Below are 13,158 nucleotides of genomic sequence, written 5' to 3'. Positions count from 1 at the left end.
CGATCGCGCCACGCGCGTTGGCGAAATACGCCCCGCGCCACCGATCGCTTTCTCGGGCCACGTCAGCCGCCCTGCGCGGTTACCTCCCGGCCTCGGACAGCGCCAGCCCGGTGTCCGCATCGAACAGGTGCGCACGGTCCAGGTCGACCGTGACTTGCAGCCGCTCGCCCGGCGTACCGGTGACGGTGGGTCGTGCCTTGACCTTGATGATCTCCGTCCCCACCCGGACGTCGACCACCGTTCGGTCACCGAGCGGCTCAAGCCCGTAGAGCTCACCCGACAACGACGCGTTCCCGCGCTGCTCGACGGACAGATCCTCCGAGCGCAGGCCCAGCAGCAGCGGACGACCGTCCTCAGCCGTGGTCCAGCGGGGCCGCGGCAGCGTCCAGCCATCCGCCCCGACCAGACGATCTCCCTCGGCGCGGCAGGCGAGCAGGCTGATCCGCGGGCTCCCGACGAAGCCCGCGACCCACTGGTTGGCGGGACGCTCGTACACCTCGGTCGGCGTTCCGACCTGTTGCACCTTCCCCTCCTTGAGGACCGCGACCTGGTCGGCCATGGACAGGGCCTCGACCTGGTCGTTGGTCACGTAGACGAAGGTGCCCCCGAGGGTCCGGTGGATGCGGGTGAGCTCGGTGCGCATCTCGACGCGGAGCTTGAGGTCGAGGTTCGTCAGCGGCTCGTCCATGAGAAACGCGCGCGGGCGACGGACCAGCGCCCGAGCCAGGGCGACACGCTGCATCTCGCCGCCCGACAGCTGCGCGGGACGGCGCTGCAGCAGGCGTTCGATGTGCAGCAGGCTCGACACCTGCTCGACAGCGGCGGCGATCTCGCTCGAAGAACGGCGGCGGGCCCGCAGCGGCGAAGCAATGTTCTCGTACGCCGTGTGTCGCGGGTAGAGGGCGTAGCTCTGGAAGACCATGGCCAGGTCGCGTGCGGCCGGGGTGTCAGCGGTCGCGTCCCTCCCGTCCAGATGCACCGACCCGGCGTCAAGCTTTTCGAGGCCGGCGATCGCTCGCAGGGTCGTCGTCTTGCCCGCCCCGGAGGGCCCGAGCACGACGAAGAACGAGCCGTCCGGCACGTCCAGCGTCACCCCGTCCAGGGCCTGGACGTCACCGAAGGATTTGCACAGCCCGTGCACTGCCACGGTTCCCATCAGGCCACCAGCTCTTCCGTGCTCACGTCGTAGACCGCCGGGGTACCGCCGGAGGAGTGCCGCAGCCCGACCGGCGTGTCAGCGGCGAAACGGACGGTCGGTGGCATCCGAACCCGTACGTCGCGCTCGCCGCCGTGGTCAACCACGTAGATGACCTCGTCGCCCAGCCACTCCACCGAGACCACGCGGGCCGGGACTGAACGTTCCGCCCCTGGTGCTGTGACTTCCAGCGCCTCCGGCCGTACGCCTGCGACCAGACGACGGTCGCGCGGCAGGCCTGGCGGTGGCGTGAGGACCAGCCCGCCCTGCCCGCGCAGCTTCCCGTCGGCCACCTCCACCTCAATCAGGTTCATCGGCGGGGAACCGATGAACGCGGCGCAGAAGAGGCTCGCCGGACGGTCGTAGACCTCCAGCGGCGTACCGATCTGCTCGACGCGCCCCTTGTTGAGGATGGCGATTCTGTGACCGAGCGACATCGCCTCGACCTGGTCGTGGGTGACGTAGACCATCGTCGTCCCCAGCTGCCCCTGCAGGTGCTTGATCTCCGTGCGCATGTCCGCCCGCAGCTCCGCGTCCAGATTGGTGAGAGGTTCGTCCATGAGGAATGCGCGCGGTCGCCGCACCAGGGCGCGAGCAAGCGCGACGCGCTGCTGCTCCCCGCCGGAAAGCCGCCGCGGTCGCCGGTTCAGGAGCGGACCGAGCCGCATCAGCTCGGCGGCCTCGTCGACCCGCTTGCGCACCTCCGGCTCGGGCAGTCCTTCGGCCCGCAGCGGGAACGCCAGGTTGTCGCGGGTCCTCAGATGCGGGTAGAGAGCGTAGAACTGGAACACCATCGCGATGTCGCGCTCGGCGGGCGGCAGGTCGTTGACCAGCGTGTTGCCGATGCGGATGTCGCCCGCCGTCTGCCTCTCCAGGCCGGCTATGGCCCGCAGCGTGGTCGTCTTGCCGCAGCCCGAAGGGCCGAGCATCACGAACAGCTCACCGTCGCCAATGGACAGATCTACATGGTCAACTGCGACCGTTCCGTCCGGGTACCGCTTGTGCAGGGCGGTCACCTCGATGCCCGCCATCAGCGTCGCACCGCCCCGAGCGTCACACCGGCGACGAGGTGCTTGCGCACCAGGTAGGCGAAGACGAGCACCGGTAGGGCGAACACGACGGAGGAGGCGGCCACGAGACCCCAGTCCACAGTGGTGCCACCGATGAGGCCGGCGATGGCGGGTGGGGCCGTCCGCACGTCGTCGCTGGAGGTAAGGAAGATGGCGAACACGAACTCGTTCCACGAGAAGATGAGTGCGAAGACCGCCGTCGCGGCGATGCCGGGCACGAGCAGGGGAAGGGTGAATCGCCGGAACGCCTGCAAGCGGGTGTAGCCGTCGAGCATGGCGGCGTCCTCGTACTCCGCGGGCACCTCGTCGACGAACCCCTTCATCATCCAGATCGTGAACGGGACGTTGAACGCGGTGTAGATGAGGATCAGGCCGAGCTTGGTGTCGATGAGCCCGACCTGGCGGTACATGAGGAAGATCGGGATCACGACCACCACGGGCGGCATGAAGCGGGTGGACAGGATGAAGAACAGTTGGTCCTTCTTGGCCTTCAGGGCAAAGCGTGAGTAGGCCCAGGCTGCCGGGACCCCCAGCACGGTGGCCAGCACCGTGGAGACCCCGGCGACCACGACGGAGTTGAGCAACGAGACGGACAAGGTCGAACGGCCGCCGCCGGAGGAGACGAACACGTCCTTGAAGTGGTCCATCGTGACCTTGAAGCCGAAGAACTTGGCCGGGATGGCGTAGACGTCCCGGTTCTCCTTTATGGACGTCGCGATGATCCACAGCACCGGAAAGAGCATGACGACGGCCAGCACGGTCAGCAGCGCCACCTCCAGCACGGCGCGGCCCCGGCCGCCAAAGCGGCGCGCGGGGGGCGTGTGATCCCGGACAGGACCTGGGGACACGGCCTCGTCGACAGAGATGGCCACTAGTCCTCCTTGAGCTTGTTCAAGTAGCGCAGGTAGAGCTGCGCGAGGACGATGACGACGAGGACCATGAGAATCCCGTACGCCGAGGCGGTTCCGGTGTTGAAGCCCAGGAACGCGACCTTGTAGACGTGGAACGACAACGTCTCGGTGGAAACCCCGGACCTCCGCTGGTGAGGATGTAGACGAGGTCGAACAGCCGGAAGGCCTCGATCGCCCTGAACAACACCGCGATGAGGAGCAGCGGCCACACCAGCGGAAGAGTGATGTTGCGGAACCGGAACCACTCGGACGCCCGGTCGATCGAGGCGGCCTCGTACAGGTACTTGGGTACCGCGGTAAGGCCCGCGAGTGCGATGAGCATGATGAACGGCGTCCATTGCCAGGTGTCGACCACGATCAGGGATAGCAATGCCGTTCGCTGCTGGGTGAGCCACTCCACCTGGCCCAGGCCGAGCGAGCCGAGCATGCTGTTGACCACGCCGAACTGCGCGTCGAGCATGAATCGCCAGAACAGCCCGACCACGACCGGCGACAGCATCATCGGTACCAGGAACAGGGTGGTCAGCAGTCCTCGCCCGTGCGTGCGCCGTGAGATCAGGTAGGCGATGGTGAAACCGAGCACGGTCTGCAGGGTGACCGCACCGACCACGTAGATCAACGTCGTCAAGGCCCTCTGGTGGACCTGCGCCGAAGTCAGGACGGCGGTGTAGTTCTCGAACCAGATGAAATGGGCAGGTCCCCCGCGGGTGGCCGAGTAGTCGGTGAAAGACAGGTACAACGCCCACAGCAACGGGAAGACCGACATCGCGAGCAACAGCAGCAGCGCCGGGGAGGTGAAGGCCACGGCGAGCCAGCGGTCGCTCAAGCGCCGGGACCGACCCGGTGCAGGCGGCGTCGCGGACGCCACCTGCCCGGGCTGGTCGGTCGTCAAAGGGACGGGGTCACTCACAGTCCGCCGCCGCCCTTGCGGTTGGAGTCGAGCACCTTCTGCTGCTCCTTGGCGATGTCGTCGAGCGCGTCCTTCGGGCTCTTCGCGCCGTTGAGAGCCGCGTTCACGTTGGTGTTCTCGATGTCGACGAGGCGCGCGTACTCGGGCACGTTCCACATGTCCCGCATCCGCGGAACCGAGTCGGTGTACACCTGGTTGAACGGCTGGGCGTTGAGGAACTCGGGTGACTGCAGGGCGTCCGTGCGCGATGGCACGCCACCAGCCGCGGCCCACTTTTTCTGGACGTCAGCCTGCTCGAACCACTTCATGAAGTTCAGGGCCTCCGCCTGGTTCGCCTCGGCGGCGTAGGCCGATATGTGCATCCCCATGCCGCCGAGAGGCACCAGGTTCGTCTTCTGGGTCGGCAGCGTGGCAAATCCCAGCTTGTCGAGAATCTGCTCCCGCGAGGTGCCGAGCGTCGACTGCTTCGGGTCAAGCAGGCCGCCGCTCGCGGCGATCCACTGGAACGCGATGCATGCCTTGCCCTGGGCGACCGCCGCGTTCACCTCGTCGATGAACCAGTTGCCGGAGCCCTTGGCGGTCAGCGGCTTCATCTTGTTGACCAGGACGTCCATCGCCTCCTGCCCCGCCTGGTCGTTGAGGACGCCCTCGATCTTGCGATCCTTGGAGTTCCAGAGGTTGCCGCCGTAGACGCCGTTGACCGTGTTGTAGGTGACGGCCGCGGCGTCGGAGCCGTTGGCCTGGTGGAAAGCCAGCCCGCTGACGCCAGGGTTGTCCGCCTGGCACTTCTCGGCGGCGGAAATCATCTCGTCCCAGGTCTGCGGTGCCTTGTCGCCGATCAGGTCCTTGCGGTAGATCATGGTCCAGGTGTCGCCGAGCAGCGGCAGGCCGTACAGGCTGGCGTTTTCGTCGCGCTGCCCGGTCTCCGCCTGGGGGAACTGGCCGTAGGCCGCCAGGAGGTACGGGTTGTAGGCCGTGACGTCGATGTTCGACTTGACGAAGTCGGTGATGTCGAGGATGTTGCCGTTCGTCACGGCCTCGCCGATGTGTTGCGAGTCCAGGATCGCGATGTCGAAGTCGGTCTTGCGCGCGGCGAACTGGGTGAACATCGCGTCGTGCCAGTTCGCGTTCGGCACGGTGTTGACCTTGACGGTCACGTTCGGCCGAAGCTTCTTGTACTCCGCGTTCGCGAAGGCTTCCAGCGCCTGGGCCGGGGGCCATTCGAACCAGATGAAGCTGAGGGTCAGCGGGTCCTGGGTGAGCGTCGGGATGGTCGCCGGCGCCTTGGGGGCGCTCGCCTCCGCGCCGTCGTCCTCGCCGCCGCCGCAACCCGCCACGAGCGTGGCCGCCAGAATGGCCGCCGTCGCCAGCCGCGCCTTTCGACCGGGAACGGACAGTCGTCCTATTCGCTTCGGATACCGCATCTTCTTGCCTGCTTTCTGCGTGGGGACTTCAGGGGCCTCGCGCGTGCTTCGCCGAGCGGTTGCTGGGGTGGTTCAGGCGTGTTGCCGGGCTGTCGCGGGAGCCGCCCCGCGGACCGGCGTCACGAGTACGCCGCGAAGTGCTGGGTTTAGTCAGTCGAGACGTCCTTCGGTCCTCGTGCGGCCCGGTGGCGAACCGAGCAGGACGTCGAGCATGCTCAGGGGGAGCTTTGGTTGATCGAAGTAGGGCGCTGGTGGGCGGTTCCGCGATGGTGCAGGATGGCTAGCATCCGTCACGTTTCCTATACGATTTCGACTGGGCGTCAGCATGCAGCAGCGTCGCGACCGATGTCAACAGGTTCGTGAAGACGCTAGAAGGGACCTCACGTCACGATGGACGACGAAGCGATGATCGCGCGAGGCCGTGGGGCCATGACGGGCGGGACGCCGCCGGGAAGATCTCGCGGCCGGCTTGCCGACGAGGTGTACGACACGCTGCTCGGACAGCTGATGTCGCTGCGGATCGAGCCTGGCTCCCGCGTCACGATCGACGTCCTGGCGCGAGAGCTGGGGGTCTCGCAGACACCGATCCGGGACGCCCTGAACCGCATGGAGGCCGAAGGGCTGGTCGTGCGTGTGCCCCATGCTGGCTACCGCATTCCCCCCCAAATCACCCGTCGCCGATTCGAGGACATGCTCGAGGTCCGCTTGCTTCTCGAGCCGGCAGCGGCGCGCAGATCCGCCGAACGCGCAACCTCGGAGCAGGTGGCCGGTCTGCAACGAATGCTGGAGGAGATGGCGGAGCTGGAGGGGGGCGAGGGGCTCATGGCCTATGGCGCCTTCGGGCTACGCGACGCCGCTTTTCACGATCTCATCGCCCTGAGCGCGGAAAACCAGGTCATCCGCGAGGCCCTCGCTCGCCTGCACGCGCACGTGCACCTGTTCCGCCTGCTCCACGACACCCAGGTCACCCACCTGGCCATGGCCGAGCACGAAGAGGTTCTGGCCGCGATCGCCGCGCGTGACCCCGACGCCGCCGCCTACGCCATGCGTCGGCACATCCTCCGGTCCGGCGAGCGGTTCCGGCGACTGTTCGACGAGGTCAAGGATGCGGACGGAATGGCGGTACAGGCTTGACGGGCGGGCTGGGCCGAGGAATGCTAACTCGAATCGGATCGGATTGGATCGCCTCACCCGGCCCCCAGATGCGAGGAGAAGCAGTTGCCCAGAGCGCTGCTCCTGACCGGCGACGCCGCCGAGGAGCTCGACACCATGTATCCCTACTACCGCGTGCAGGAGGGCGGCTGGGACGTTGACGTCTCGTCACGGACGATGCGCGACGTGCAGCTGGTCATCCACGAGTTCGACCCCAACTCCGATGCCTACGTGGAGAAGAACGGCCGGAAGCTGCCGGTCGACGTGCCGTGGGCCGAGGTCGACGTCGAGCGCTATGACGCCCTCATCATCCCCGGTGGCCGTGCCCCCGAGTGGATCCGGGTCGACGCCGACGTCAGGCGCATCACCGAGCACTTCTTCGCGCGCGACCTCCCGATCGCGCTGGTGTGCCACGGCGCGCAGGTGCCCGCGGTGTACGGGCTGCTGAAGGGTCGAAAGACCGCGTGCTTCCCACCCATCACCGGCGACATGGAAAACGCGGGCGCGACGGTCATCGACGCTCCCGACGTCGTGGACGGCAACCTCGTCTCCTGCCGGGGGTGGCCCGACATGCCGCAGTTCGGCAGGGCGATGATGGAGCTCTTTTCGAAGTCGGTCAACTCCGCATCGGCATGAGCACACCTGACCTGCACCGGTGACGGCACTTCGGACCGTCACGGTCGACGGCTCACCCGTACACGTCATGGAGAGCGGCACCGGACCCGCGGTGCTGATGCTGCACGGCTCCGGACCCGGCACGACCGGGTCCGGCGCCTGGGCGACGACGGCGGAGGCGCTGGGCACGTCCTGGCACCTGGTGGCTCCTGACCAGGCCGGGTTCGGCGGTACACCAGTCCCGGCGGGCTCCCGGGGTGGGCTCCGGCTGTGGACGGAGCAGGCCGCGGGCCTGATGGACACTCTCGGCTTCGAGCACTACGCCGTGATGGGTCACTCCATGGGCGGTGCCGTGGCGCTGGCGTTGGCGGCCGCGCGTCCCCAGCGGGTCACCCATGTCGTGGCGGTCTCGACGATGGGCGCTCCCGGGGCGCCGCTGTCCGCCGATCTCGACGCGATCTGGGCCGCCCCCGCCGGCCCGCTCGGGGCACGAGACATGTTGAGCCGCCTCGTTTACGACCAAGCGCTCGTGACCGAGCCGGCCGTCGACGCCCGTGCGGCTGCGATGCGAGCGGGGGCGGCCGCGTTCGCGTCGTTGTTCCCTCCGCCCAGGGCACGTTGGGCCGACGATCTCGCCCTCTCGGCGCAGACGCTGGCCGGGGTCCGCGCGCCCGTGCTGCTCGTCCACGGCGCCGAGGACCGGGTCACCCCGCTCGGGACGGCAGCCCTGCCCTTGCTGGAACACCTGGCCGATGTCCGTCTGCACGTGTTCGGGCGATGCGGGCACGTGCCGGCGATCGAGCACCCGGACGACTTCAGGCAACTGCTGTCGGGCTTCCTCCGCCGGTGACGAGGTCAGTAGTTGCGGCGACAGGTCCGCAGCCCGTGCCCATCCCGAGACCCGAACCGTTCGGCTGCAGACGTGCATCCCGCCCCTGACGCCGTTCGGCGTCTTCGGCCCGGCGGACGTTGAGCCCCCAGCGGGGAGAAGACCCTCCGTCATGGCGACCACCCTCGACGGGCCGGCTGTCACTGCCCTGACACGCCCCTGACACGCCAAACCACGGCCCGGCCGGCAGCGTGGCGGCCCCGTGACAGGACACCACGCGAACGTTGGCGCATCGAACACCCCGAACCACAACCCAGGAAGGCACCACAATGCCAACATTCGCCACGCCAGAGCCGATCACGGCCACGTTGACCACCGCCGGCGCCGAGGTGCGGATCGCCGCCAGCGACCGGTTGGACACCGTGGTGCGCGTCCAGCCCATCAACCGCGAGAGCGCGTCGGACGTGAAGGTGGCCGAGAAGACCAAGGTCGAGTTCGCCGACGGCGAGCTGACGATCAAGACAACGAAGTCGGGTGACAAGAACGGCTCGGTCGCCATCACGGTCGAGCTGCCGGCCGGGTCCCGGCTTGCCCTGTACACGGCGTGGTCCGACGTGCACGCCGACGGCGCGCTCGGCGACTGCGAGCTCAACATGTCATCCGGGCAGGTCCACCTCGACCGCATCGCGGCGGTGCGCGGAGACCTCTCCACCGGTGGCGTCACGATCGGGCACATCGCCGGGACCGCCACCTTCCAGGGCGGCGCGGCCGACGTGCGGATCGGCGAGGTCGGCGGCGTTCTGAAGTACCAGGGCTCGAACGGCAAGGTCTCGATCGGCCGCGCCCTGTCCGACATCGATCTCAACGGCGCCAACGGCAGCTTCACCATCGACCGCGCCGACGGCAGCGTCATCGCCAAGGCGGCCAAGTGCCCCATCCGCATCGGGCAGCTGAGCCGCGGCGAAGCGGACCTGGCGAACGCGTCCGGCGGCATCGAGATCGGCGTCAGCGAGGGCACCAGCGCCGCTGTGGACGCCCGGAGCACGAAGGGAGCGGTGCACAACTCCCTGCCCGCGCAGGACAGCCCCGCCCAGGCCGGCGAGCACGTCAAGATCTTCGCCCGCACGCGCCTGGACGATATCGTGATCCACCGCGCGACCGCCTGAGCTACGCGAAGGGCTCCTGGACGTCGCCGGCGTCCGGGAGCCCTCGGCCGTTCGACCCCAAGGCTCCTACCAGGAACTGGACGGGCGTCGCCGCCGGCACGCGACACGCCGCCGGGCGTGAAGCACAAATGAAGCCAGCCGATGGTTGGCTCGGCACGAGAGATCTTGGCCGGTCCGCGAAGGCGACCGGGTGCTACGAGGAGGACGGTGCGATGACCACGCCCCTGGGCACGGTGACCTGCGATATCACGATTTCGATCGACGGGTACTCGGCCGGGCACGACCAGACCGAGGAACGCCCGTTCGGCGATGACGGCAGCGACGGCACCGGCGAGAAGCTGCACGCCTGGATGTTCGAGACGCCCGAGGAGAACAAGGCGGAGGTCGAGGAGTTCCGCGCCGCGAAGGCGTACATCATGGGGCGCAACATGTTCGGGCCCGTGCGAGGCGCGTGGGACCGCCCCTGGAACGGATGGTGGGGCGACAACCCGCCGTTTCACGTCCCGGTCTTCGTGCTCACCCACCACGCGCGCGAGCCGCAGCCGATGGAGGGCGGCACCACGTACCACTTCGTCACCGACGGCATCGAGTCGGCTCTGGCACAGGCCCGCGCCGCGGCCGGGGACGGCGACGTCACCATCGCCGGCGGCGCGACCACCATCAACCAGTACCTCGCCGCCGGCCTCGTCGACGCGCTACGGCTGCACATCGTGCCGTTCACGATGGGCGCCGGCACGCGCTTGTTCGAAGGCGTCCCGCGGCTGGACCTGGAGCAGGTGAGGTCGCGGGCAGCGAGCCTGGTCACGCACGTGACGTACCGCGTGCTCCGCTGAACGCCCAGCAGCGGCCGTCATCAGCCGGCCGGCGGGCATCCGCGCAGGGTATCGCGGCGGATCCACCGGCCGCCGCGGACGGTCGGGAGCACGACGGGCGCGACGGGCGTTGGAACCTGATCACGGCCGCCAGCGTCCGACGCTCCATGACATTCGCCCGCATGACAGTTCGCATCGCCGCGGTGGTCGCCCTCGCCGTCGCGATGGTGGGGCTCAACCCCGCGATATCCGGCGCCTGCGCCTGCGGGGCATTCGTCGCCAACGACAAGCTGCGCGCGCAGCAGGAAACCGCGCTGGTCGAGCTGAGCGGCCGCACAGAGTCGATCACACTCTCGGTACAGGCGCGGTCCACGGCGACCCAGGCGGCGTTCCTGATGCCGGTCCCCGCCCGCGCCCGTTTCGAGGTGGCCGACGGTGCGCTCTTCGCCGAGCTCGACCGGATCAGCCGCCCGGAGGTCAAGGTACGCCGGGTGACGGCGGAAGGGGACGGCGCCGGCGGCGGCCCGCAGGCCGGTGGCGGTGCCACCGTCGTCGACCACATCGAGATCGGGCCGTACGAGGTCGCCCAGCTCGCCGGCACCGACACCACCGCCGTGACGAAGTGGCTCGCCGACAACGACTTCACGCTGCCCACCGCCCTCGGCGGCGCGCTGAAGCCGTACCTGGAGGAGGGTTGGCTCGTCGTCGCGGTGCGGCTGGCCCCCACCTCCGGCAGCCTCTCCGCCGGCCTGCCGCCGATGCGCCTGGCCTTCGAGACCGACGCGCCCGTCTACCCGATGCGGCTGTCGGCCACCGCCGAGGACCAGCAGCCGCTGCGCCTGTACGTGCTTGCCGACCACCGCGTGGACATCAGCAACCCGGCGCCCGAGGGCAGCACGCCCGACCTGACGTTCGCGGGCGAGGTGAAGCCGGATCCGCAGTACCCCACGCTGTCCGCGGCGTTGACCGGCACGCGTTTCCTGACCCGCTACGACGGCGACTTCGCGCCGGCGCAGATCACCGACGACATCCGCATCACCCGCTCCGCCACCGATGAGCCCCACCGCGCGGTCGTGACCGTCACGGAGTACGTCCGCTCGCCGTGGCCGACGCTGGCGGTACCGCTGTTTATCCTGGTCGTGGCGCTCGTCATGGCGGCCGTCGCGATCGTGCGCCGCCGGCAGACGTCCAGGAGCTGACCAGGCGGAGATCGATTGGCATTTACCTCCGGTATACACGTTGCGTATAGTCCCTCGCATGTGGAGTCGTCGGGTCGGTGTCGCCGTTGCCACGGTGGGCGTGCTCGTAGCATCGTCCGCAGCACCCGCAGCCGCCGGAGGAAAGCCGGTGGACCGCCTCATCCGGCACATGACGCTGGAGGAGAAGGTCGGGCAGCTTTTCGTCCTCGAGGTGTACGGGCAGGACGCCAACACCGTGACCCCGGCCGCGGCCGCCGGCAACCAGAGGTTGTACGGCGTGGACACGCCCGCGCAGGTCGTCGACAAGTACAAGCCGGGCGGGATCATCTACTACACCGCCGCCCGCGGTCCCGACAACGTGCAAAACCCGCGGCAGATCGCCACGCTCTCCAACGGCCTGCAGGCGGCCGCGCTCGGGCAGCGCAAGCCCGTCCCGCTGCTGATCTCCACCGACCAGGAGGGCGGCGCGCTGGTCTTCCGGCTGTCAGCGCCGGCCACCGCCATGCCCGGCAACATGGCGCTCGGTGCCGGGCGGTCGCCGGCCGACGCGCGCCGCTCGGCCGAGGTGATCGGCGCCGAGCTGGCCGCCGTCGGCATCAACCAGAACTACGCGCCGGTCGCTGACGTCAACGTCAACCCCGCAAACCCCGTGATCGGCGTACGGTCGATCGGCGAGAATCCGAAGCTCGTCGCCGACCTCGTCGCCGCGCAGGTCGACGGCTACCACGACGGTGGTGTGGCCGCGGTCGCCAAGCACTTCCCCGGGCATGGTGACACCACAGTGGACAGTCACTTCGGCCTTCCCGAGGTGACGCACACGCGCGCGCAGCTCAAGGCGATCGACCTGCCGCCGTTCCGGGCGGCCATCCGCGAGGGCGTTGACACGATCATGACGGCGCACGTGGTGCTCCGTTCGGTCGATCCCAGCGGCGCACCCGCGACGATGTCCAAGCCGATCCTCACCGGGCTGCTGCGCGGCGAGCTCGACTACGACGGGCTCATCGTCACCGACGCGCTCGACATGGGCGGCGCGACGAGCACGTACCCGCCGGATGTGGCACCGGTCGAGGCGTTCAAGGCCGGCGCCGACCAGCTCGTGCTGGCACCGCAGACCGACGTCGCGTTCCAGGCGGTGCTCGACGCCGTCCGCACCGGCGAGATCTCGAAACGGCGGCTGGACGATTCGGTACGCCGCATCCTGAGCCTGAAGTACAAGCGGGGCTTGTTCGCGCAGCCGTTCGTCGACGCCGACCGGGCGGAGACGGTCGTGGGCGCGGCGGACCACCTCGCGGACGCGCAGACCATCAGCGACCACACGACCACCCTCGTCAAGAACGACGCCGGCCTGTTGCCGCTCCCCCGCGACCCGCGCAACGTACTCGTGACCGGCTGGGGTGTGACCACGACCCGCACGCTCGGCGAGGCGATCGGCCGCCGCGGGCAGGCCGTCACGGTGGTGGAGACGGGCCTGACGCCGGCGCTTGCGCGGATCGACGCGGCGGTCGCGGCGGCCATGGCGAACGACTTGGTGGTGGTGTCGACGAACAACGCGGCCAGCGTCGACCTCACGACCGGCCTGCCCACCGCGTCGGCGGCCGCCCAGCAGGCACTTGTCACGGCGCTGCTCGCCACGGGCAAGCCGGTCGTCGTGGCGGGGATGCGCAACCCGTACGACATCTCGCGCCTCACCGCGGCGCCGACCTACCTGGCGACCTACGGCTACACGGCCGGATCCATCGAGGCGCTGACCCGCGCCATCTTCGGTGAGATCAGCCCGCGCGGCCGGCTGCCGGTCACGATCCCCCGGGCCGACGGCACGGGCGCCCTCTACCCGTTCGGGCACGGCCTGAGCTACAGCTGACCCGGGCGCCTTCC

General features: G+C 69.0%; 12 protein-coding genes. 7 read left to right on the top strand and 5 right to left on the bottom strand.

The window, feature by feature from the left end; genetic code table 11:
* Positions 1-79: 79 nt before the first annotated feature.
* From Phou_RS26180 to Phou_RS26160, 5 genes are read right to left on the bottom strand one after another with little or no spacing between them, the layout of a single operon-like run.
* Positions 80-1,156 (bottom strand): ABC transporter ATP-binding protein, encoded by a 1,077-nt coding sequence (locus Phou_RS26180; RefSeq protein ID WP_173060132.1) that lies wholly within the window; start codon positions 1,154-1,156, stop codon positions 80-82.
* Complete coding sequence (locus Phou_RS26175) at positions 1,156-2,226, bottom strand: ABC transporter ATP-binding protein (protein WP_173060129.1); 1,071 nt, start codon at positions 2,224-2,226, stop codon at positions 1,156-1,158. The genes Phou_RS26180 and Phou_RS26175 overlap by 1 nt, the downstream gene beginning before the upstream one ends.
* Positions 2,226-3,137, bottom strand: a complete 912-nt coding sequence (locus tag Phou_RS26170; RefSeq protein ID WP_173060126.1) for a carbohydrate ABC transporter permease — start codon at positions 3,135-3,137, stop codon at positions 2,226-2,228. The genes Phou_RS26175 and Phou_RS26170 overlap by 1 nt, the downstream gene beginning before the upstream one ends.
* 19 nt (positions 3,138-3,156) lie before the next feature.
* Positions 3,157-4,044, bottom strand: a complete 888-nt coding sequence (locus Phou_RS26165; protein WP_246273871.1) for a carbohydrate ABC transporter permease — start codon at positions 4,042-4,044, stop codon at positions 3,157-3,159.
* Between the two features lie 38 nt (positions 4,045-4,082).
* Positions 4,083-5,510, bottom strand: a complete 1,428-nt coding sequence (locus Phou_RS26160) for an extracellular solute-binding protein (protein WP_173060123.1) — start codon at positions 5,508-5,510, stop codon at positions 4,083-4,085.
* 390 nt (positions 5,511-5,900) lie between these two features.
* Here Phou_RS26160 and Phou_RS26155 point away from each other — a divergent pair, with 390 nt between their 5' ends.
* The 7 genes from Phou_RS26155 to Phou_RS26125 all read left to right on the top strand — a co-directional run bounded on the left by Phou_RS26155 (position 5,901) and on the right by Phou_RS26125 (position 13,144).
* Positions 5,901-6,644, top strand: a complete 744-nt coding sequence (locus Phou_RS26155; RefSeq protein WP_173060120.1) for a GntR family transcriptional regulator — start codon at positions 5,901-5,903, stop codon at positions 6,642-6,644.
* Between the two features lie 84 nt (positions 6,645-6,728).
* Complete coding sequence (locus Phou_RS26150; RefSeq protein ID WP_155340583.1) at positions 6,729-7,298, top strand: DJ-1/PfpI family protein; 570 nt, start codon at positions 6,729-6,731, stop codon at positions 7,296-7,298.
* A 19-nt stretch (positions 7,299-7,317) separates the two neighbouring features.
* On the top strand, positions 7,318-8,127 hold the full coding sequence (locus Phou_RS26145; RefSeq protein WP_173060117.1) for an alpha/beta fold hydrolase: 810 nt from the start codon (positions 7,318-7,320) through the stop codon (positions 8,125-8,127).
* 308 nt (positions 8,128-8,435) lie between these two features.
* Positions 8,436-9,272 (top strand): DUF4097 family beta strand repeat-containing protein, encoded by an 837-nt coding sequence (locus Phou_RS26140; protein ID WP_173060114.1) that lies wholly within the window; start codon positions 8,436-8,438, stop codon positions 9,270-9,272.
* A 212-nt stretch (positions 9,273-9,484) separates the two neighbouring features.
* On the top strand, positions 9,485-10,105 hold the full coding sequence (locus Phou_RS26135) for a dihydrofolate reductase family protein (protein ID WP_173060111.1): 621 nt from the start codon (positions 9,485-9,487) through the stop codon (positions 10,103-10,105).
* A 161-nt stretch (positions 10,106-10,266) separates the two neighbouring features.
* Positions 10,267-11,283: a DUF2330 domain-containing protein gene (locus Phou_RS26130; RefSeq protein WP_173060108.1), complete on the top strand. Its 1,017-nt coding sequence runs from the start codon at positions 10,267-10,269 to the stop codon at positions 11,281-11,283.
* Between the two features lie 148 nt (positions 11,284-11,431).
* Positions 11,432-13,144: a glycoside hydrolase family 3 protein gene (locus Phou_RS26125; RefSeq protein WP_218579202.1), complete on the top strand. Its 1,713-nt coding sequence runs from the start codon at positions 11,432-11,434 to the stop codon at positions 13,142-13,144.
* Positions 13,145-13,158 lie beyond the last annotated feature (14 nt).

Source organism: Phytohabitans houttuyneae (assembly GCF_011764425.1).
In the GTDB taxonomy this organism is placed as follows: Bacteria; Actinomycetota; Actinomycetes; order Mycobacteriales; family Micromonosporaceae; genus Phytohabitans; species Phytohabitans houttuyneae.
This window is presented reverse-complemented; position numbering and strand designations above follow the sequence as displayed.

Bases quoted from the DNA above. Each gene is read 5' to 3' on its own strand.
- Phou_RS26180 (WP_173060132.1), bottom strand. From the start codon at position 1,156: ATGGGAACCGTGGCAGTGCACGGGCTGTGCAAATCCTTCGGTGACGTC.
- Phou_RS26175 (WP_173060129.1), bottom strand. From the start codon at position 2,226: ATGGCGGGCATCGAGGTGACCGCCCTGCACAAGCGGTACCCGGACGGA.
- Phou_RS26160 (WP_173060123.1), bottom strand. From the start codon at position 5,510: ATGCGGTATCCGAAGCGAATAGGACGACTGTCCGTTCCCGGTCGAAAG.
- Phou_RS26155 (WP_173060120.1), top strand. From the start codon at position 5,901: ATGGACGACGAAGCGATGATCGCGCGAGGCCGTGGGGCCATGACGGGC.
- Phou_RS26140 (WP_173060114.1), top strand. From the start codon at position 8,436: ATGCCAACATTCGCCACGCCAGAGCCGATCACGGCCACGTTGACCACC.
- Phou_RS26135 (WP_173060111.1), top strand. From the start codon at position 9,485: ATGACCACGCCCCTGGGCACGGTGACCTGCGATATCACGATTTCGATC.
- Phou_RS26130 (WP_173060108.1), top strand. From the start codon at position 10,267: ATGACAGTTCGCATCGCCGCGGTGGTCGCCCTCGCCGTCGCGATGGTG.